Here is a 20803-nt window from a genome sequence, read left to right as displayed (position 1 = left end):
AGCGCGGGCGTCCCGCCCGTTCTTCAGACCGCCTTCACCAGGATGTGGCGCTTCTTGCCGGCGGTCAGCTTGACGCTGCCGTCCTTGAGGTCGGCCGATCCCACCGGCCGGGCCTCGTCCACCGCCTGATCGTTGACCTTGCCGCCGCCGCCCTTCAGCAGGCGCCGGGCCTCGCCGTTGGAGGCGGCCAGGCCGGCGCGCACGAACAGGGCAAAGGCGGGGATTCCCGCCGCCAGCTCGGCGGCCGGAATCCCGACGGTCGGCAGGTCGGTGGAGGCGACGCCCTCCTCGAAGGTCTGGCGCGCCGTCTCGGCGGCCTGGGCGGCGGCCTCGTCGCCGTGGCACAGGCGGGTGACCTCGTTGGCCAGGATCTTCTTGGCCTCGTTGATCTCGGCGCCTTCCAGTTTCTCCAGCCGGGCGATCTCGTCCAAGGGCAGTTCGGTGTAGAGCTTGAGGAAGCGGCCGACATCGGCGTCCTCGGTGTTGCGCCAGTACTGCCAGAACTCCCAGGCGCTCAGCATGTCGTCGTTCAGCCAGACGGCGCCGTTGACGGTCTTGCCCATCTTGGCGCCCGAGGACGTGGTGAGCAGCGGGCTGGTCAGGCCGAACAGTTCGGCCTGATCGGCGCGGCGGCCCAGCTCGACGCCGTTGATGATGTTGCCCCACTGGTCCGAGCCGCCCATCTGCAGGATGCATTTATTGCGGCGGTACAGCTCGACGAAGTCGTAGCCCTGCAGCAGCATGTAGTTGAACTCGAGGAAGGTCAGCGGCTGCTCGCGCTCGAGCCGCAGCTTGACCGAATCGAAGGTCAGCATGCGGTTGATGGTGAAGTGGTGGCCGTAATCGCGCAGGAAGTCGATGTAGTTCAGCTTGTCCAGCCAGTCGGCGTTGTTGACCATCAGGGCGTCGGTCGTGCCGTCGCCGAACGCCAGGTACTTGGTGAACACCGTCTTGATGCCCGCCATGTTGGTGGCGATGACCTCGTCGGTCAGCATCTTGCGCGATTCGTCCTTGCCGGTGGGGTCGCCGATGCGGGTGGTGCCGCCACCCATCAGCACGATGGGCTTGTGGCCGGTCTTCTGCCACCAGCGCAGCAGCATGATCTGCATCAGCCCGCCGACGTGCAGCGAAGTGGCCGTGCAGTCGAAGCCGATATAGGCGGCCTGGCATCCTTCGGTCAGGCGCTTGTCCAGCGCCTCCAGGTCGGTGCACTGATGCATGTAGCCCCGTTCGGTGACGACACGCAGGAAATCGGACTTGAGACTGGTCATAGGGCGCCCGTTCGGCTTGCTGGGAAGAGGCCGCTCGTTTATCACAAACGGGTGGTCGCGACAATCGGGGGGACGCAATGCTGGCGTTGGGGCTGATGAGCGGAACCTCGCTCGACGGGGTGGACGTCGCCCTGGTGGACACCGACGGCGAGACGGTGGCCCGTCTGGGTCCGGCCGCCACCATTGCCTACGGCGCCGACCAGCGCCTGGCCCTGATGGGCGTGCTGGGCGGCACGGGGCCGGTGGCCGAGGTGGAGCGCGACCTCACCCTGTTCCATGCCCGGGTGGTGCGGGACTTTCTGGCCGGGCACCGCATCGACCCCGCTTCGGTGGGGATCACCGGCTTTCACGGCCACACCATCCTGCATGCCCCGCATGAACGCCGTACCTGGCAGATCGGCGACGGCGCCCTGCTGGCCGCCGAGATCGGCATCAACGTGGTCAACGACTTCCGCAGCGCCGACGTGGCCGCCGGGGGGCAGGGGGCGCCATTGGTGCCGGTCTATCACCGCGCCCTTGTCGCCGGGCTTGAGGGGAGCGCCGGCCTGGAGACGCCGCTGGCCGTCCTCAACCTGGGCGGCGTCGGCAACGTCACCTGGATCAGCGACGACGGTTCGCTGCTGGCTTTCGACACCGGGCCGGGCAACGCCCTGATCGACGACTGGGCCCAGGCCCATACCGGCCGGCCGCTGGACGTGGATGGCCAACTGGCCGCCGGCGGGCGGGTTAACCGCGACGCGGTGGAAGCCTTCCTGCATCACTCCTATTTCGACCGCCATCCGCCCAAGTCGCTGGATCGCGACGAGTTCCACGCCCTGGCCTGGGAACTGGTCAGGGGCGCCTCGGCCGAGGACGGGGCGGCGACGCTGACCGCCTTCACCGCCGCCTCGGTGGCGCTGGCCGCCTACAGTTTCCCCCGTCCGGTCAAGCGCTGGCTTGTCACCGGCGGCGGACGGCGCAATCCCGAGATGATGAAGTCCCTGGGCCGCGCCCTGCCGGCCCCGGTGGAGCCGGTGGAGGCGGTGGGCTGGAACGGCGACGCCCTGGAGGCCCAGGCCTTCGCCTTCCTGGCGGTGCGCTCCCTGGCCGGCAAGGTGCTGACCTATCCCGAGACCACCGGCGTGCCCGCCGCCCAGACCGGCGGCCGCCACCATGTTCCGTGAGTGGAGAGTTTCCATGCGCCTGACATTCGCCGTCCTGTGCCTGCTGCTGGCCGCCGCCGGCGCCCGGGCCGACCAGGTCACCGCCGTGGCGGCGGTTCGCGCCCAGCCCAAGGTGCTGGACGCCTCCATCGACGAGCGGGGCAATCTCTACGTGGTGGTGAAGAACGAGATGGTGTCGTGGGAGCAATATGGCGCCGCCATGTGCCGGCTGGTGCGGCCCCATCAGGCCCGGGTGTTCCAGACCCACATCATCGACATGACCTCGGTGGGCAAGGGCGCCAAGCCGCCCCAGTGGAAGCGTCTGGCCCAGGTCAATTGCGCGGCGATCAAGTAAGCTCCGACGAAAAACCCCCGCTTTCGCGGGGGCTCTTGTCTCAGCTCAGGGCGACTGCCAGTTCCGGCTCGGGCACCGGCGGCGGGGCCGCCGGGCGGATCACCGCCGATTCGCCCAGATAGGAATCGACCATGGCGTCCAGGGCGTCCAGATGGGTGCCGAAGAAGTGGTTGGCCCCCTCGATGGTCTGGTAGCGCACCTTGATGTTGCGCTGGGTGGCCAGCTTGGCGGCCAGCTTGGCCACGGCCGGCTCGGGCACCAGGTCGTCGTTGGTGCCGTGGACGATCAGGCCCGAGGACGGGCAGGGCGCCAGGAACGAGAAGTCGAAGACGTTGGCCGGCGGGGCCACCGAGACGAAACCGTCGATCTCGGGGCGGCGCATCAGCAGCTGCATGCCGATCCAGGCGCCGAACGAGAAGCCGCCCACCCAGCAGGCCGAGGCGTTGGCGTTGAACGACTGCATCCAGTCCAGCGCGGAGGCCGCGTCGGACAGTTCGCCCTGGCCGTTGTCGAACTTACCCTGGCTGCGGCCCACGCCGCGGAAATTGAACCGGAGCGTCGAGAAGCCCTGGCGCACGAAGGCATGGTACAAGGCGTAGACCACCTTGTTGTTCATGGTCCCGCCGTGCTGCGGGTGGGGGTGAAGCAGGAGGGCCAGCGGGGCGTTTGGCAACTTGCCGTGATGGTAGCGGCCCTCGAGGCGGCCGTCGGGTCCATTGAAAATCACTTCAGGCATGGCGTGCGTACAGTCTCCCTTGCCCGGCACCGGCTCAAACCTGAGCGGTGGTGTCGGGGAAAATACGACAACAAATCAGATTTCAGCCCGTCAAACTTGACTGGCCTTGTCGGGCATCTTATATTCACCTTCGCTATGTCAGCGCCCGAGTGGGCATTCCCCTGGCGGTCGCGAGCGGCCGTCGAGACGTACTTTAACATATTGCGAGCTATGATTTTCAAGAGCCTTCAAGAAGATATTGCGTCCATTCGCAAGCGCGACCCCGCCGCCCATTCCTGGCTGGAGGTGCTGCTGTGCTATCCCGGACTGCACGCGCTGATGTTTCACCGGCTGTCCAACTGGTGCTGGCATCGCGGGTTGCGGGTGCTGGGGCGCTTCGTCTCGCATGTGGGGAAAATCCTGACCGGCATCGAAATCCATCCGGCCGCCCAGCTGGGCCCGCGCTTCTTCATCGATCACGGCACGGGCGTGGTGATCGGCGAGACGGCGGTGATCGGGGCGGACGTGACCCTCTACCACGGCGTGACCCTGGGCGGCACCTCGCTGCACAAGGGCAAGCGCCATCCCACCCTGGAGGACGGGGTGATCGTCGGTTCGGGCGCCCAGGTGCTGGGCCCCATCACGGTGGGCAAGGGGGCGCGCATCGGCGCCAACGCCGTGGTGTTGACCGACGTGCCGCCGGGGGTGACCATGGTGGGCATTCCCGCCCGCATGGTGATGCGGCGTCAGGACGCGGATTTCTGCGCCTATGGCCTGCCGGGCGAGGACCTGCCCGATCCGGTGGTCCGCGCCATCGATTCGGTCCGTTCGCAGGTCGCCACCCTGATGGAGCGGGTCAAGGAACTGGAGACCGAGCTGCACGGCCACCCGACCCAGGCCTGCGCCCGCCTCTCCCAGCCGGGCGCGGCTGAAACGGGCGACAAGACCATTCACGCTGAAGCAGTAAACACGCCGGCCGCCGGGACAAAGGGCCGACATCTGGAACGGGAGACCATATCGTGAAACTCAGCACCAAGGGACGCTACGCCGTCATGGCCATGGTGGATCTGGCCAGCCATTCCGCGGGAAGCCCGGTGGCTCTGGCCGACATCGCCGAGCGCCAGGAGATTTCGCTCTCCTATCTCGAACAGCTGTTCGGCAAGCTCCGCAAGGGCGGGCTGGTCAAGAGCGTGCGCGGGCCGGGGGGCGGCTATCTTTTGTCGCGAATCCCACAACAGACGCGTATTTCCGACATTATCCTGGCGGTGGACGAACCGATCCAGACCACCCGCTGCTCGCCCGGCTCGCCGGCCGGCTGCCACAACAACAAGGGCCGCTGCCTGACCCATGATCTGTGGGAGGAGCTGGGCAACCAGATCTATCTCTATCTCAGCTCGGTGTCCCTGGCCGATGTGTGCGAACGCCGCATCCTGGGCAGCTCGGGCATGTTCCACGGCACCGCCGCGCCCACCGGCGCCGTGGCCGCCCAGTAGGATTGGGACCAGTAGGATTGGGAAAGGAAGGATTGCAGTGAACAGGGCCGTCTACCTCGACTACAATTCCGGCGCCCCCGTGCGCCCCGAGGTGGCGGCCGCGATGGTCGAGTCCCTGGCCGAGCCCGGCAACCCGTCCTCGGTCCATGCCTATGGGCGGGCGGCCCGCGCCCGGGTCGAGGCGGCGAGGCGGCAACTGGCCGGGCTGGTGGGCGCCGATCCCGCCGGCATCGTCTTCACCTCGGGCGGCACCGAGGCCAACGCCCTGGCGCTGCGGGGCAGCGGGCGGTCCCGCCTGCTGGTGTCGTCCATCGAGCATCCCTCGGTTCTCGACGCTGCCGCCGAGGCGGAACGGGTTCCCGTCACCCCCGACGGCCTGATCGATCTGGTGGCCCTCGATACCCTGCTGGCGGCCAACACCCGCCCGGCCCTGGTGTCGCTGATGCTGGCCAACAACGAGACCGGCATCGTCCAGCCGGTGGCCGAGGCGGCCCGCATCATTCATGCGCATGGCGCATGGCTTCATTGCGATGCCGCCCAGGCCATGGGGCGCATCCGGGTTTCCCTCGGGCAGCTGGGGGCGGATATCCTCACGGTTTCCGGTCACAAGATGGGTGGCCCGGCCGGGGCGGGAGCGCTGATTCTCGCCGAATCCGGCCGGACACTGGCACCAATCTTGCTGGGTGGAGGGCAGGAGCGCCGCCGCCGGGCCGGAACCGAGAATGTGGCGGGCATCGTCGGGCTGGGTGCCGCCGCCCAACTGGCGGGGGATGATTTGGCGGCGGCCGACACCACATGTGGTGTGCGCGCCTTGCGTGACCGGCTGGAGCAAGACGCCCTGCGTCTGGTTCCGGACGCGGTGGTGATCGGGGCCGATGCGCCGCGCCTGCCCAACACCTCCTGCCTGGTTCTGCCGGGCGTCGAGGGGCGGACGCAGGTGATGGCGCTGGACCTGGCGGGCGTGGCGGTGAGCGCCGGCGCCGCCTGTTCCTCGGGCAAGGTGGCCCCCAGCCACGTGCTGGCGGCCATGGGCCTGGAGGAGCGGGTCAAGGGATCGGCCATCCGGATCAGCCTGGGCTGGTCCTCACGGCCCGAGGATGTGGACGCGTTCCTGGTTGCCTGGGCCGATCTGGCCCGGCACAAGGGACTGAAGGTTTCGGAGGCGGCCTGAGGCCGTCTCGAGCGACAAACGAAGAAGTAAGGGATCGATGCAAATGACAGCTCTCGGCAAGACGACCCGCCCCAGCCTGCCCCGCGCGCCGGGGGCGCCGGTCTACCTGGACTATCAGGCGACGACGCCTTGCGATCCCCGCGTGGTCGAGGTCATGCTGCCCTGGTTCACCGAGAAGTTCGGCAATCCCCATTCGCGCAACCACCGTTACGGCTGGGAAGCCGAGGAAGCGGTGGAAAAGGCCCGCGAGCAGGTCGCCGACATCATCGGCGCCGACGCCAAGGAGGTGATCTTCACCTCGGGCGCCACCGAATCCAACAATCTGGCCCTCAAGGGCGTCGCCCACTTCTACCGGGAAAAGAAGAACCACATCGTCACCGTGGTGACCGAGCACAAATGCGTGCTCGATACCTGCCGCTACCTGGAGCAGGAAGGCTTCTCGGTGACCTATCTGCCGGTCCGCAGCGACGGGCTGATCGATCTGGGCGAACTGGAGGCCGCCATCACCGACAAGACCGTCATCGTCTCGGTCATGGCGGTCAACAACGAGATCGGCGTCATCCAGCCCCTGGCCGAGATCGGCGCCATCTGCCGCAAGAAGGGTGCCTTCTTTCATACCGACTGTGCCCAGGCGGTAGGCAAGATCCCGCTGGACGTCAACGCCATGAACATCGACCTGATGAGCATCTCGGGTCACAAGCTCTATGGGCCCAAGGGTATCGGCGCGCTCTACGTCCGCCGCCGCCCGCGCGTCCGGCTGGTGCCGCTGATCACCGGCGGCGGCCAGGAGCGCGGCATGCGCTCGGGTACGCTCGCCACCCCGCTGTGCGTCGGCTTCGGCGAGGCCTGCGCCATCGCCAAGGCCGAGATGGCCGCCGAGAACGAGCGCCTGCTGGGCCTGCGCAACCGCCTGCTGGGCGGGCTGAAGCAGCGCCTGCCGGAAATCTACCTCAACGGCGACCTGGAAAGCCGCATCCCCGGCAACCTGAACATCTCCTTCGCCTTCGTCGAGGGCGAGGGGCTGATGATGGGCGTCAAGGAACTGGCGGTGTCGTCGGGCTCGGCCTGCACCTCGGCCTCGCTGGAGCCGTCCTACGTGTTGCGCGCGCTCGGCGTCGACGTGGAGATGGCCCACACCTCGCTGCGCCTGGGCCTGGGCCGCTTCACCACCGCCGAGGACATCGAGTTCGCCATCGACCATATCGCCGACGCGGTCGAGCACCTGCGCGCCATGAGCCCGCTGTGGGACATGCACCTGGAAGGCGTGGACATCAAGTCCATCGAGTGGGCCGAGCACTGAGGAAAAAATTTACGCAATTCGGTACCGAATTGCCTTAGAATAATTCCGGGCTGAGGCCCGAGGGAAAGTTGGAGAACGGTAATGGCTTACAGCGACAAGGTTATCGACCACTACGAGCATCCCCGCAACGTGGGTGCCCTGGACAAGGACGATCACGCGGTCGGCACCGGTCTGGTGGGCGCCCCGGCCTGCGGCGACGTGATGAAGCTGCAGATCAAGGTCAGCGCCGAGGGCATCATCGAGGACGCCAAGTTCAAGACGTTCGGTTGTGGCTCGGCTATCGCCTCGAGTTCCTTGGTGACTGAATGGGTCAAGGGCAAGACCCTGGACGAGGCCGCCAGCATCAAGAACACCGACATCGCCCATGAACTGGCCCTGCCGCCGGTCAAGATCCATTGTTCGGTGCTGGCCGAGGATGCTATCAAGGCCGCCATCGCCGACTACAAGAAGAAGTCGGGCTGAGCGGAGGGAGTCGGAACCTTCCGAAGGTCCCGCGAACCGGATGACGGTTCGACGGGGCCGAGGCAAGCGCGAAGCGCGCCGCGCCTTACGGCGCGAAAGCCAAGCGAAGCGCCCGGCGACTGAGGGCTTACGGCGGACCGACGGATCGGGCCGCCGAAGGATGACAGAAGAAGGGGAACATCATGCCTCCTGCTCCCATGACCATCACCGACGCCGCCGCCGAGCGGGTCAAGGCCCTGCTGGCCAAGCGCGGCAAGCCCAGCGTCGGCATCCGCATCGGCGTGCGCTCCAAGGGCTGCTCCGGCATGTCCTACACCCTGGAATACGCCGACGAGAAATCGCAGTTCGACGAGATTCTCGAGGATAAGGGCGTCACCGTGCTGATCGATCCCAAGGCGACCATGTTCATCCTGGGAACCGAGATGGATTTCGTCGAGGACAAGATGCAGTCCGGCTTCGTCTTCAAGAATCCCAACGAGAAGGGGCGGTGCGGCTGCGGCGAGTCCTTCCACGTCTGAGCCGCCGCCCCATCAAAGAGAAGAGGAACCGGAGAGGACGATGAACGCCCCCGCCGCCGCCCAGATCGTTTCCTGTTGGTCCTGCAAGGGGCCGGTGGCGACACGCGCCCTGTTCTGCTCGGTGTGCGGCGCCGTGCAGGGGCCGGGCACCATCGATCATTTCACCCGCCTCGGCATTGCGCCGTCCTTCGATCTCGACCTGGACGCCTTGCAGCGCCAGTATTTCGGCTTCCAGAAGCGTCTGCATCCCGACCGCTTCGCCTCGAAATCCTCCAAGGAAAAGGCGCTGTCGCAGGCCCAAGCCACCTCGCTGAACGAGGCCTACGAGGCGCTGAAGGACCCGTTGAAGCGCGCCGCCTACCTGCTGAACCACCTGGGCCATCCGGTGGACCTCACCGCCTGCGGCACCATCAACGACCGCGAATTGCTGATGGAGCAGATGGAAAAGCGCGAGGCCCTGGCCGAGGCCACCTCGCCCGACCAGATCGCCAAGCTGGCCATGGAGGCGGAATCCGAGGTGATCGCCTGCCAGTGCCATATCTCGGCGGCCATCAACGCCTCCCATCTGGAGGAGGCCGGCCACCTGACCATCCGCCTGAAATACCTCGCCAAGCTGGCCGAAGAGGCCCGCGCCAAGAAAACCCGTGCCTTAAGGTTGCCCTAGCATGCTGTTGCAGCTTCATGAACCCGGCGAGAGCCCGGCCCCCCACGAATCCGAACGCGGCCTGGCGGTCGGCATCGACCTGGGCACCACCAATTCGGTGGTGGCGCTGGCCCGCGACGGGGCGACCGAGGTTCTGCGCGATGCCGACGGCAAGGGACTGATCCCGTCCGTGGTGTATTACGGCGACGACGGCGCCGTCACGGTGGGGGCCGACGCGCGGCGGATGATCCTGGAAGCCCCCGACCATGTGGTCAGCTCGGTCAAGCGCCTGATGGGCCGCGGCACCGAGGACCTCAAGACCCTGGCCGGCACGCTGCCCTACACCCTGGACGTGGCCGCCGACGGCGGCATGGTGCGGCTCAAGGTCGCCGGGCGGACCCTGACTCCGGTGGAGGTCTCGGCCGACATCCTGCGCGCCGTCAAGGCCCGCGCCGAAGAGGCCCAGGGCAAGGGCGTCGACCGCGCCGTGGTCACCGTTCCCGCCTATTTCGACGACGCTGCCCGCACGGCGACCAAGGACGCCGCCCGTCTGGCCGGCCTCGAGGTGCTGCGCCTGGTCAACGAGCCCACGGCGGCCGCCCTGGCCTACGGCCTGGATAACGCCGCCGAGGGGCTCTACGCCGTCTACGATCTGGGCGGCGGCACCTTCGACATTTCCATCCTGCGCATGGAAAAGGGCGTGTTCCAGGTCAAGTCCACGGGGGGCGATGCCGCTTTGGGCGGCGACGACATCGATCACGCCATCGCCGAGCGCTTCCTGGCCGAGCGCCACAAGGAGCACGGCATCGAGAGCATCACGGCGGGCGAGGCCAAGCAGGCCCTGGCCGCCGCCCGCGTCGCCAAGGAATGCCTGTCGGGCCGCGCCGCCGGAGATTGGGTGATCGAGGTGGACGGCAAGCCGTCCAGGCACGCCATGACCCGCGACGAACTGGAGTCCCTGGCCCTTCCCTGGGTGGACAAGACCATGGCCATCTGCCGGGGCGTGATCGAGGACGCCGGGATCGAGGTCGCGGAAATCCAGGGCGTGGTGCTGGTGGGCGGCTCGACCCGCATGCCGCTGGTGCGGCGCAAGGTGCGTGACCTGTTCGGCCGCGAGCCCCTGGCCGACATCAACCCGGACGAGGTGGTCGCCGTCGGCGCCGCCCTGCAGGCCGAGGCGCTGACCATCGGTTCCGACACCCTGCTGCTGGACGTGACGCCGCTGAGCCTCGGCATCGAGACCATGGGCGGCATCGTGGAAAAGGTCATTCCGCGCAACACCCCTATCCCTGTGGCCATGGCCCAGGAATTCACCACCTACCAGGACGGCCAGACCGCCATGGCCATCCATGTGCTGCAGGGCGAGCGCGAGATGGTCGACCAGAACCGCTCGCTGGCCCGTTTCGTGCTGCGCGGCATTCCCAACATGGCGGCTGGCGCGGCCCGCATCCGCGTCACCTTCACGGTGGACGCCGACGGCTTGCTGACCGTCACCGCCAGCGAGGCCACCACTGGGGTGGAGCAGCAGGTGGCGGTCAAGCCATCCTATGGCCTGACCGAGGACGAGATGGCCAACATGCTGCGTGACTCCCTGGTCAACGCCAAGGACGATATGGCGTCGCGCCTGTTCGCCGAGACGGCGGTGGAGGCCCGCCGGTCGGTGCTGGCGGTGCAGGCGGCGCTGGGCGCCGATTCTGACCTCTTGTCTGAAAGCGAGCGACAGGATATCGATGCAGCCATCGCCGGTGTGGATCGCGCCATCGCCGCCGGCGACCGCGATGCCGTCACGGCCGCGTCCGAGGGCCTGGAGGCCGCCACCAAGACCTTCGCCGAACGGCGGATGGACCGTGGCATCCGGGCCGCCCTGGCCGGCATGACCGTCGAGAAGCTGGATGATGCCCTTGGTGGCGAATAGACAGGAAAAGGCTTGCTCATGCCCAAGATGACGTTCATCGCCCCCGACGGAACCCGCAAGGAAGTCGACGCCGCCGAGGGGCTGTCGGTGCTGGAAGTGGCGCACCGCAACAAGATCGAGCTGGAAGGCGCCTGCGAGGGCTCGCTGGCCTGTTCCACCTGTCACGTGGTGGTGGGCAAGGACTGGTACGACAAGCTGTCGCCCGCCACCGAGGACGAGGAGGACATGCTCGACCTGGCCTTCGGCCTGACCGCCACCTCGCGGCTGGGCTGCCAGATCATCATGAGCAAGGATCTCGACGGCCTGGAGGTCACTCTGCCGGCCGCCACCCGCAACATGATGGTCGACAAGAAGTAGGGAGCGCGCGGCGATGAAGTGGACCGACACCCTCGACATCGCCATCGCCCTGGAGGAAGCGCACGCGGACGCCGACAACGTCAACCTGCGCTTCACCGACCTGCATGCCTGGGTCTGCGCGCTGCCCGGCTTCGCCGACGATCCCGCCAAGTCCAGCGAGAAGATCCTCGAGGCCATCCAGATGGCCTGGATCGACGAGCGGGACTGACCCTCAGGGCTTCCTGGGATTGGGCAGGAAGGCCGAACCGGCCAGGCCCAGTCCCGCCACCGCCGCCGCCATGGCGAAGGCCCCGGAAAAACCGCCCCAGAAATCCGCCATCCACCCGGCCACCGCCGGGCCGACGATCTGGCCCAGGGCAAAGACCATGGTGATGGTCCCGAAGGCCGCCGCCGCCTGCTCCGGCCCGAGATAATCGCCCACCGCCGCCGCCATGATCGAGGGGATGGCCCACACCACCAGCCCGAACAGGGCGATGGAAGCGTAGAGGAACGGCTCGGGCAGCGGCAGCGCCACCAGCACATAGGCGGTGGTCTGGAAGGCGAAGACGATCATCAGCCCGGCCCGCCGGCCGATGCGGTCCGACAATCCGCCGAACACCGGACCCGAGGCCAGGGACAGGAAGCCGATCCACGACCAGAACATGCCGGCGGTGGATTCGGGAAAGCCGCGCTCCTGCACCAGGGCGATGACGATGAAGGTGGCATAGATCACGTAGGTGAAGCCGAAGGCGGCGTAGACCGCCCCCAGATGGGCCAGGATGCGGCGCTTGGCCGCCGGGCTGGGGGCGGCGGCGCAGACCGGGGCGGGGGCGCCCGGTCCGGCGGCCGGGGCGCCGGTGACCGGCGACAGGCCCAGCTCGGACGGAGTGTCGCGCAGCACCAGCAGGTCGATCGCCGCGGCGCCCAGCACCATCAGGCCGATCACCAGCCACGACAGGCGCCAGCCCTCGGCGCCGTAGGCGGCGTTGATGGCCGGCACCAGGGCGCCGGCGGTCATGATGGCGACGCCCGAGCCGATCACCACGAAACCGGCGGCGCGGCCCCTGACCCGGCGGCCGAACCAGTGGGCGATCAGCCCCATTACCGGCACGTTGGCCGAGCCGCTGCCGAAGCCGGTCAGCAGGTAAAGCAGCAGAACCTGGGCGAAACCCTCGGCCCGCGACACCGCCATCATGGACAGCCCGACCAGGACGAGGCCGCCCACCACGGTGCGGCGCGCCCCCCAGCGGCCGACCATCCGTCCGCCCAGCAGCACGGCGGCCATGTAGCCGACGAAATTGCCGGTGGAAATCCAGCCCATCTCGCTGCGGGACAGTTCCAGCGACAGCCCCATGGAGGGCAGGAGCATGCCGAGCGCGAAGCGGCCCAGCCCCAGGCAGGCGAAAATACCGACGCTGCCGGCGGCGACCACCGCCCAGCCGTAATGGAAGGGCAGGCGGCGGACGAGGGGATGCTCGGAGGGATCAGGCATTGTTGTCCTGGTAACCAATCTCCTGGCACCTTGGCATGCCCGTCCCGGCATGCCAAGTTGATTGCGACGCAAAAATCGCCGATGCCGAGGACGTTCCATGGCCGCCTATGATTTCGACCTGATCACCCTGGGGGCCGGTTCCGGCGGCGTGCGGGCCTGCCGCATGGCGGCGCAGGCCGGGCGCAAGGTGGCGGTGGTGGAGAGCAGCCGGGTGGGCGGCACCTGCGTCATGCGCGGCTGCGTGCCGAAGAAGCTGCTGGTCATGGGCGCCAGGTTCGCCGAGGACCTGACCGATTCGCTCGGCTTCGGCTGGAGCATGGAGGGCGCCGATTTCGACTGGGCGCGGCTGGTCAGCGCCAAGAACGAGGAATTGCAGCGCCTGGAAGGCGTCTATATGCGCCTGCTGAAGGAATCCGGCGTCACCGTGGTGGAGGGCCGGGGCACCCTGCTCAACGCCCACGCCGTGCAGGTGGGGCTGAAGGTGATCACCGCCGAGACCATCCTGGTGGCCACCGGCGGCCGGCCCGCCCTGCCCGAGGTGCCGGGCATCGAGCACGCCGTGACCTCCGACCAGGCGTTGGACCTGATGCAATTGCCGGAACGGGTGGTGATCGTCGGCGGCGGCTATATCGCGGTTGAATTCGCCGGCATCTTCAACGCGCTCGGTGTCGGCGTCACTTTGGTGCTGCGCGGCGACACCCTGCTGCGCGGCTTCGACGGCGACATCCGCGCCACCCTGGCCGAGGAGATGACGGATAAGGGCGTGACCTTGCGCACCACCACCCAGGTCCGCGCCATCGAACGGCGCGGCCACGGCTATGGCGTGGAACTGTCCGACGGCCAGATTCTGGACGCCGATCTGGTGATGTACGCCACCGGGCGGGTGCCCAATACCGAGGGGTTGGGGCTGGAGCAGGCCGGGGTGATGCTCAACTCCAAGGGCGCGATCATGGTCGACGCCCTGTCGCGCACCTCGGTGCGCAACATCTGGGCGGTGGGCGACGTCACCGACCGGGTCAACCTCACCCCGGTGGCCATCAACGAGGCCATGGCCTTCGTGCGCACCGCCTTTCTCGGCCAGAGTACCGCCATGGATTACGACAACATTCCCTCGGCGGTGTTCTCCCTGCCGCCGGTGGGTACGGTGGGTCTGACCGAGGCCGAGGCGGCCCGGCGCTTTGGCGCCGTCGACGTCTACCTGTCGCGCTTCAAGCCCATGCGCAACATCCTGGCGGGCCGCGACGAGCGTACCATGATGAAGCTGGTGGTCGACCGCGCCACCGACCGGGTGCTGGGCGTCCACATGGTCGGCGCCGATGCCCCCGAGATCGTCCAGGGCTTCGCCGTGGCGCTGAAATGCGGCGCCACCAAGGCCCAGTTCGACGCGACCGTGGGCATTCACCCCACTTCGGCCGAGGAGTTCGTCACCATGCGCGACAAGCGCCCCTAGGGCCAATCGACATTCAAGCGGATGGGACGAAAAACGGGCCACAGATGAATACAGATTCCCGCTACGCGGGACACAGATAAGGAATATTCTCAATTCATCTGTGTTTACCTGTATTCATCTGTGGCTGAAATTTCTGTCTGGAAGACGCTCTGGCCTGAAATCAGCCGAATTCCCTGAATGTCGATACAGCCTAGACGTTATTGGCGGGCATCCCGGCCGCATCCCGACGAAGGACCGACCATGCTTGAGTATGATTTCCCCCTGTGGCGTCCGCCGTCCGAGGGCGACAACCTGATCATCCAGGCGACCCTGGGTTGCCGCTACAACCAGTGCAGCTTCTGCTCCATGTACAAGGAGAAGACCTACCGGGCGCGGGCGCTCGACGAGGTCTTCGCCGATATCGACGCGGCGGCGCGGGACTGGCCCGACGCCCACCGGGTGTTCCTGGCCGACGGCGACGCCTATTGTCTGCCCACCGAGGCCCTGGCCGCCATCTGCGACCGCCTGGCTCTGCGTTTCCCGGCGCTGCAGCGCATTTCCGCCTACGCCACCCCCTTCGACATCCTGGGCAAGAGCCCGGAGGACATCGCCCTGCTGAAGTCCAAGCGGCTGGGGCTGGTCTATCTCGGCATCGAGACCGGCTCGGACGCCCTGTTGAAGCGCATCGCCAAGGGCTCGGCCAAACAGATGGAGGCCGCGCTGGCCAAGGCGCGGGAAAACGGCCTCAAGGTTTCGGCCACGGTGATCCTCGGCCTGGGGGGCAAGACCGGCTGGGAGGACCACATGGAAGGCACCGCCCAACTGGTCAACCGGGCACCGCCCACCTACCTCTCCACCCTGCAATTGGGCCTGGAGACCAACGTGGCCCCCCGCTTCTTCGAGCGCTTCGGCGAGGAGTTCCAGTGGCAGGACGATCACGGCGTGCTGGTCGAACTGCGCCGCCTGCTGGACCGCCTCGACCCGCCGGCCCCGGTGATCTTCCGCTCCAACCACGCCAGCAACGCCCTCGCCCTGGCCGGCAACCTGCCCAGGGACAAGGCCAAGCTGCTGGCCCGCATCGACGCCGCCCTGGACGAAGGCGCCGGGGTGCGGCCCCGGTGGATACGGGGGTTCTGATCCGGGCCAGCGGGCGTCCCGCCCGCTTTACCGGGTCAGGCCTTGCCGATTCTCTGCGCCGCCGCCAGCAGCAGGGCGTCCGAGCCGCGCGGGCCGATCAGCGATAGGCCGACCGGCAGGCCGCCGGCCGTGCACAGCGGCAGGCTGATCTGCGGGCAGCCGGCCATGCCGGCGATGGTGGTCAGGCTGACGATACGGTGCCTGATCTCCCACATCACCGAGCGGGGCGAGTGGACCGGCGGCGCGGTGACCGGGGTGGTGGGCAGCACCAGGACGGCATTGCCCTCCAGCGCCTCCTGCACCCAACGCCTGGCCCGCAGGCGGAAGCCGCGCGCCGCCGACAGGGTGCGGTTCGACACCTTGGAACCGCGCAGGAAATTGTCCGCCACCTCGAAGCCGAAGCGGGGGTTGGAATTGTTGATCCACTCGCCGAAGCGTTCCCACGCCTCGCGGCCCTGGATGGCGTTCTGGTGCTCGACCCAATCGGCCAGCGGCACCGGCGAGACCCTGCGGCCGCGCACGATGGGGGCGACGGCGTCCTTGATGCGGGGCAGCGCCGCCTCGATGGCGGCGGCGACCGCCGGGTCCGAGGCCGCCAGGGCGTCTTCCAGCACCACCACCTGGGCGGGGCGGACGTCCTTGATCTTCTTGCGCAGCAGCGCCTCGCCCATCCTGGCGAGGATGTCCGGGTCGTCGGCCAGCAGGCCGACGGTGTCGAAGGTGTTGGACTGGCTCAGCACGCCGTCCATGGGGATGCTTCCCAGGGTCGGCCGCAGGCCGAACACCCCGCAGAACGACGCCGGCACCCGGGTCGAGCCGGCGGTGTCGGTGCCCAGCGCCATGGAGGCGAGCCCGCCCGCCACAGCGGCGGCCGAGCCGCTGCTCGATCCCCCGGGCACATGGCCGGGGGCGCGGGGATTGTCGGGGGTGCCGTAATGGGAATTGTCGCCGAAGATGCCGCGCGTCAACTCGTCGGTGTGGGTCTTGCCTACCAGCCGGGCGCCGGATTCCAGCAGGGTACCGATGGCCCAGGCGGTATGCCGGGCCGGCTCGGCCAGACGGCGCCAGTCGGGATTGCCCGCTCCGGTGACGTAGCCGGCGACGTCGAAGACGTCCTTGGCGGCGAAGGTGAGCCCCGCCAACGGGCCGGTCTTGGCGCCATCCAGGTAGACGTCACCGCCCAAAGCGAACGCGTTCAACGGATCATGCATGTCGAGGGACCCCCACTACGTCGCCGCCATTGCGGCCCGTAGGGAAAAATACCAGATCACCGGGCCGGGTCCAGTCCCATGGCGGCATTGCCGGGCTGCTTGCGCGGCAGGGCTACTCGGCGGCCGAGGGTTCGGCCACCTTCAGGTGGTCCTTGTAGTACTTGATCTTCTTCGCGGCATCCAGGGCGGGAGGCGCGAAGAAGAAGCCCTGGGCATATTCGACGCCCACATCCTTGAGGATATTCAGCATGTGGCTGTCCTCGATGCATTCGCCGATGGCGGTCATGCCCAGTTCGTGAGTCAGGCTGACCATGGCGCGCAGCACCGAGCGGCCGCGTTTTTCCCGCGCGTCGAAGATGTAGTCGCGATCGATCTTGACGTAATCGGCGGGCAGGATCTTCAGGATGTCGAAGGCCGCCCCGCCCGAGCCGAAATCGTCCAGCGACAGCCGTACGCCCAGGCGCTTGATGCGGGCCAGCAGGCGCCTGGCCTCGTCCAGATTGTAGATCCGGGCCACGTCGGTGATTTCCAGCACCAGCCGGGCGAGAACCGGCTTGTTCTCCTCCAGGATCTTGATCAGGGCGTGGTAGAAGGCGGGATTGCCCAGCGAGGTTCCCGACACGTTGACGGCGATGGATGCCAGGGACGAGATGTCGGCGCCGGCCTTCATGGCGGCCACCGCCTTTCTCACCGCCATCAGGTCGAATTCGCCGATGACGCCCACGTCGGTGGCGAAGGGAATGATCTGGGACGGCGCGAAGAAGCCCTTGTCGTGGGCGATGCGGCCGAACGCCTCGTAGGCCAGCACCGTGCCGGTGGAGACGTTGACCATGGGCTGGAAGAAGAAGGCCAGCTTGTCGCTGCGGATCATCTTGCGGAAGTTGCGCACCCGGACCAGGGTGTCCTCCACCGCCACCTTGGCGCCCTCGGCCAGGGACTTGATGGCGAACTTGGCGCTGTCCCGGACGAAGCCGTTGATGATGAAGGTCAGCGCCTTGCCGAGATCGTCCTCGGACATGGCGGAATCGTCCATATCCAGCGAGGCGCTGTGCATCTTGAGGCTGGCGCCCTTGACCTTGCCGCTGAACTGGCGGAACACCTCGTTGACCTTCTCGTGCACGTCGCCCGAACTCATGGCCTTGTCGTGGACCAGGCCGAAGGCGCGGTCGTTGAGCGCGCCGGCCGACGACTGGCGGACCGAACAGCTCTCCAGGGTATGGTGCAGCGTGGTGAAGAAGCTCTGCAGCAGGGCCGGTTCGGTCCCGCCGAATTTCGACGCCGACAGGTCGAACATGGTCAGGGTGTAATCCTCGCCCAGGCGGTTGGCCTCGTTCAGGCGCTGGCGCACCATGTCGACGAAGCGCACCCGGGGGTCGGCGGTCTGGCCCGACTGGTCGTTCTCACCCGAGGCGATGGGCGAGATGCGCGACAGCACCAGATGATAGCCGGTGGGGAACTGGGGCAGTTTGATGCCGGCCATGCGCATGCGCGATACGGCGCCCGAGGGGCCGATCATGGACAGCGGGGTGTGGTCGAGGCGGCCGGAATTCCGCAGGCGCTGGATGGCGTCGGTGAACTTGTCCTTGTCGCGGGAAAAGATGAACTCGGCCAGGGGCCGCCCCAGCAATTCGGAATCCGAGATGCCGTAAAGGGCCTCGCCCGCACCGGCGGAGTAGGTGACGACATCCTCGTCGTTCAGTTCCAGCAGCAGATCGGCGCCGGCAAACGCGAACGCGATGAAGCGGTCCCGCTGCAGCTTAAGCTTGTCGATAAGAGACGTGTCCCCGCTTCCCATGGCCTATCCGATCTCCGCAGATTAGTCGCCCAAGGTACTACTCCCCCACAACTAAGTTACAAAGTGACACATATCGTTTCAAGATGATTACGCATTTTGGCCATGGGGGCATACCTCTGGTCGATAATTTCCGGACATCCGGTCAGGGTAGGGCGGCAGATCGCCGGGGAATCGTCAATAAGCAATCCGGTACTCAAATGCGCATTTTTTTCCTGGCGTAATGCGTTGCTCTCGGGTTAAATAGCCCCTTAGATAGGCTACGCGGCGAGATAAGCCGTGAGCTGCTTCTGGGAGGAAAATGAATGCGTAACCTCATGAAATGGGGCGCGACGGCCGTCGTCGTCGCCGGTTGCTCCACCTTCGCCGGTCAGGCCATGGCGGCCGATCCGATCAAGATCGGCTCGATCCTGTCGGTCACCGGCCCGGCCTCCTTCCTCGGCGAGCCCGAGAAGAAGACCCTGGAAATGTATGTCGAGCGCATCAACAAGGAAGGCGGCGTGCTCGGCCGCAAGGTCGAACTGGTCGTCTATGACGACGGCGGCGCCGGCGAGAAGGCCTCGACCTTCACCAAGCGCCTGATCGAAAGCGACAAGGTCGATCTGCTGATCGGCGGCTCCACCACCGCCACCACCATGGCCGCCTTGCCGCTGGCCGAGCGCAACGAGGTGCCGTTCATCTCGCTGGCCGGTGCCGTGGTCATCGTCGAGCCGGTGAAGAAGTGGGTGTTCAAGACTCCCCACACCGACAAGATGGCTGCCGAGAAGGTGTTCTCGGACATGAAGAAGCGTGGCATCACCAAGATCGGCATGATCTCCGAGGATGCCGGCTTCGGCAAGTCGGGCCGCGATCAGTCGCTGCTGGTCGTGAAGAGCTATGGCATCGAGGTGGTCGCCGACGAGATCTACTCGCCGAAGGACCCCGACGTCACCGCCCAGCTGACCAAGATCAAGAATGCGCCGGGCGTCCAGGCGGTGTTCAACTTCGGTTTCGGCCAGGGCCCGGCCATCGTCACCAAGAACTTCAAGCAGCTGGGCATCGCCGTGCCGCTGTACCAGTCCCATGGCGTCGCCTCCAAGGACTACATCAAGCTGGCCGGCGACGCGACCGAAGGCGTCCGCCTGCCGGCCGCCGGTCTGGTGGTTCCCGACCAGCTGCCCGCCACCGATCCGCAGAAGCCGGTGGTGACCGCCTTCAAGAAGGATTACGAGGCCGCCTTCAAGTCGGACGTCTCGACCTTCGCCGGCCACGCCTATGACGGCCTGCAGATCGCTCTCGCCGCCATCAACCGCGCCAGGTCCACCGACAAGGCCAAGGTTCGTGACGAGATCGAGAAGACCTCGGGCTATGTGGGGACCGGTGGGCTGGTCTCCATGAGCCCCACCGACCACATGGGCCTGTCGCCTTCGGCTTTCCACATGGTGGAAATCCGCAAGGGTGACTGGGTTCTGAGCAACTGATCCGACGGTTTGCCGGCGGTTCCGCCTCCCCTTGACCGGGGAGGCGGGCCGCCGGACGACCCCGCCGAGGGAGTTGGGGAAGCATGTTCGCCGCATTTCTGCAGTATCTGTTCTCCGGGCTGACGTCGGGCGCCATCTATGCGCTGGCCGGCCTTGGATTCGCCATCATCTACAACGCCAGCCACGTGATCAACTTCGCCCAGGGCGAGTTCATCATGATCGGCGGCATGGCAACGGCCACCATGGTCGCGGCGGGAGTACCGCTATACCTGGCCATTCCCCTGGCCATGGTCGCCTCCATGCTGGTGGGCGTCGCCATGGAGAAGTTCGCGGTCGAACCGGCGCGCAACGCCGACGTGGTCACCATCATCATCATCACCATCGGCGCCTCCATCTTCATGCGCGGCGCCGCCCAGATCATCTGGGACAAGGAATTCCATTCCCTGCCGGCCTTCTCGGGCGAGACGCCCATCGCCGTCATGGGCGCCACCCTGATGCCGCAGAGCCTGTGGGTGATCGGTGTCGCCGCCGTCGTCATCGTCGGGCTGTGGTACTTCTTCAACCGCACGATGTTCGGCAAGGCCATGCTCGGCACCTCGCACAACCGCCTGGCGGCCCAGCTGGTGGGCGTGGCGGTGAAGAAGGTGCTGCTGGCCAGCTTCGCGCTGTCGGCGCTGCTGGGTGCGGTGGGCGGCATCGTGGTCACCCCGATCACCTTCACCAATTACGAGGCGGGCATCATGCTGGGGCTCAAGGGCTTCTCGGCGGCGGTGCTGGGCGGCCTGGGCAACGGCACCGGAGCCATCGTCGGCGGCCTGATCGTCGGCATCGCCGAGGCCATGGCGTCGGGCTACCTGTCGTCGGCCTACAAGGACGCCATCGCCTTCATCATCATTCTCTTTGTTCTGTTCTTCATGCCCAGCGGCCTGTTCGGCAAGCGCGGCACGGATCGGGTGTGACG

21 protein-coding genes are annotated in these 20803 nt (G+C 67.1%); 16 read left to right on the top strand and 5 right to left on the bottom strand.

Features of this window, described 5'->3' with window-relative positions:
* Window positions 1–23: 23 nt before the first annotated feature.
* Window positions 24–1271, bottom strand: a complete 1248-nt coding sequence (gene tyrS, locus H261_RS15455; protein ID WP_008619290.1) for a tyrosine--tRNA ligase — start codon at window positions 1269–1271, stop codon at window positions 24–26.
* A gap of 77 nt (window positions 1272–1348) precedes the next feature.
* Between tyrS and H261_RS15450 the strand changes: the two genes are divergently transcribed.
* Together H261_RS15450 and H261_RS15445 are read left to right on the top strand one after the other, a co-directional pair.
* On the top strand, window positions 1349–2434 hold the full coding sequence (locus tag H261_RS15450; protein WP_008619288.1) for an anhydro-N-acetylmuramic acid kinase: 1086 nt from the start codon (window positions 1349–1351) through the stop codon (window positions 2432–2434).
* A 13-nt stretch (window positions 2435–2447) separates the two neighbouring features.
* Window positions 2448–2768, top strand: a complete 321-nt coding sequence (locus tag H261_RS15445) for a hypothetical protein (protein WP_008619286.1) — start codon at window positions 2448–2450, stop codon at window positions 2766–2768.
* Window positions 2769–2808: 40 nt separating this feature from the next.
* On the opposite strand, the gene H261_RS15440 is transcribed toward H261_RS15445, so the two are convergent.
* Window positions 2809–3504, bottom strand: coding sequence for an alpha/beta hydrolase (locus H261_RS15440; RefSeq protein WP_008619284.1), 696 nt, complete (start codon window positions 3502–3504; stop codon window positions 2809–2811).
* 210 nt (window positions 3505–3714) lie between these two features.
* Here H261_RS15440 and cysE point away from each other — a divergent pair, with 210 nt between their 5' ends.
* From cysE to iscX, 10 genes are all read left to right on the top strand, one after another.
* A complete protein-coding gene (gene cysE, locus H261_RS15435; RefSeq protein ID WP_008619281.1) occupies window positions 3715–4506 on the top strand; it encodes a serine O-acetyltransferase in 792 nt (263 codons plus the stop codon).
* Window positions 4503–4976: an Rrf2 family transcriptional regulator gene (locus H261_RS15430; RefSeq protein WP_008619279.1), complete on the top strand. Its 474-nt coding sequence runs from the start codon at window positions 4503–4505 to the stop codon at window positions 4974–4976. The genes cysE and H261_RS15430 overlap by 4 nt, the downstream gene beginning before the upstream one ends.
* Before the next feature lie 37 nt (window positions 4977–5013).
* Window positions 5014–6147, top strand: coding sequence for a cysteine desulfurase family protein (locus H261_RS15425; protein ID WP_008619277.1), 1134 nt, complete (start codon window positions 5014–5016; stop codon window positions 6145–6147).
* 43 nt (window positions 6148–6190) lie between these two features.
* Complete coding sequence (locus H261_RS15420) at window positions 6191–7447, top strand: IscS subfamily cysteine desulfurase (protein WP_008619275.1); 1257 nt, start codon at window positions 6191–6193, stop codon at window positions 7445–7447.
* 81 nt (window positions 7448–7528) lie between these two features.
* A complete protein-coding gene (iscU, locus tag H261_RS15415; RefSeq protein WP_008619274.1) occupies window positions 7529–7909 on the top strand; it encodes a Fe-S cluster assembly scaffold IscU in 381 nt (126 codons plus the stop codon).
* A 182-nt stretch (window positions 7910–8091) separates the two neighbouring features.
* Window positions 8092–8427, top strand: a complete 336-nt coding sequence (locus tag H261_RS15410) for a HesB/IscA family protein (RefSeq protein WP_040476647.1) — start codon at window positions 8092–8094, stop codon at window positions 8425–8427.
* 40 nt (window positions 8428–8467) lie between these two features.
* A complete protein-coding gene (gene hscB, locus H261_RS15405) occupies window positions 8468–9091 on the top strand; it encodes a Fe-S protein assembly co-chaperone HscB (protein WP_008619272.1) in 624 nt (207 codons plus the stop codon).
* Window position 9092: 1 nt separating this feature from the next.
* Window positions 9093–10985, top strand: coding sequence for a Fe-S protein assembly chaperone HscA (gene hscA / locus H261_RS15400; protein WP_040476646.1), 1893 nt, complete (start codon window positions 9093–9095; stop codon window positions 10983–10985).
* Between the two features lie 18 nt (window positions 10986–11003).
* Window positions 11004–11342, top strand: a complete 339-nt coding sequence (locus tag H261_RS15395) for a ferredoxin family 2Fe-2S iron-sulfur cluster binding protein (protein ID WP_008619270.1) — start codon at window positions 11004–11006, stop codon at window positions 11340–11342.
* A 13-nt stretch (window positions 11343–11355) separates the two neighbouring features.
* Window positions 11356–11550: a Fe-S cluster assembly protein IscX gene (gene iscX, locus H261_RS15390; RefSeq protein ID WP_008619269.1), complete on the top strand. Its 195-nt coding sequence runs from the start codon at window positions 11356–11358 to the stop codon at window positions 11548–11550.
* Window positions 11551–11553: 3 nt separating this feature from the next.
* On the opposite strand, the gene H261_RS15385 is transcribed toward iscX, so the two are convergent.
* The gene (locus H261_RS15385; protein ID WP_008619267.1) at window positions 11554–12813 is read right to left on the bottom strand and encodes an MFS transporter; all 1260 of its coding nucleotides are present in this window, start codon (window positions 12811–12813) and stop codon (window positions 11554–11556) included.
* 97 nt (window positions 12814–12910) lie between these two features.
* Here H261_RS15385 and gor point away from each other — a divergent pair, with 97 nt between their 5' ends.
* Both gor and H261_RS15375 read left to right on the top strand, forming a co-directional pair.
* Window positions 12911–14263 carry a glutathione-disulfide reductase gene (gor, locus tag H261_RS15380; protein ID WP_008619266.1) on the top strand — a complete coding sequence of 451 codons (1353 nt, stop codon included), beginning with the start codon at window positions 12911–12913 and terminating at the stop codon, window positions 14261–14263.
* Between the two features lie 240 nt (window positions 14264–14503).
* Window positions 14504–15379, top strand: a complete 876-nt coding sequence (locus H261_RS15375) for a radical SAM protein (protein WP_008619264.1) — start codon at window positions 14504–14506, stop codon at window positions 15377–15379.
* Between the two features lie 35 nt (window positions 15380–15414).
* On the opposite strand, the gene H261_RS15370 is transcribed toward H261_RS15375, so the two are convergent.
* Window positions 15415–16590 carry an amidase gene (locus tag H261_RS15370; protein WP_008619261.1) on the bottom strand — a complete coding sequence of 392 codons (1176 nt, stop codon included), beginning with the start codon at window positions 16588–16590 and terminating at the stop codon, window positions 15415–15417.
* 112 nt (window positions 16591–16702) lie between these two features.
* Window positions 16703–18385 (bottom strand): sensor domain-containing phosphodiesterase, encoded by a 1683-nt coding sequence (locus H261_RS15365; RefSeq protein WP_008619257.1) that lies wholly within the window; start codon window positions 18383–18385, stop codon window positions 16703–16705.
* 314 nt (window positions 18386–18699) lie between these two features.
* On the opposite strand from H261_RS15365, the gene H261_RS15360 reads away from it, so the two are divergent.
* Window positions 18700–19842, top strand: coding sequence for an ABC transporter substrate-binding protein (locus tag H261_RS15360; RefSeq protein ID WP_008619248.1), 1143 nt, complete (start codon window positions 18700–18702; stop codon window positions 19840–19842).
* Between the two features lie 83 nt (window positions 19843–19925).
* Complete coding sequence (locus H261_RS15355) at window positions 19926–20801, top strand: branched-chain amino acid ABC transporter permease (protein ID WP_008619246.1); 876 nt, start codon at window positions 19926–19928, stop codon at window positions 20799–20801.
* The last annotated feature ends 2 nt before the right edge of the window (window positions 20802–20803 follow it).

Origin of the sequence: Paramagnetospirillum caucaseum (assembly GCF_000342045.1) — a bacterium.
Lineage (GTDB): Bacteria > Pseudomonadota > Alphaproteobacteria > Rhodospirillales > Magnetospirillaceae > Phaeospirillum > Phaeospirillum caucaseum.
The sequence above is the reverse complement of the archived record's forward strand: the minus strand, read 5'-3'. Positions and strand labels throughout refer to the sequence as shown.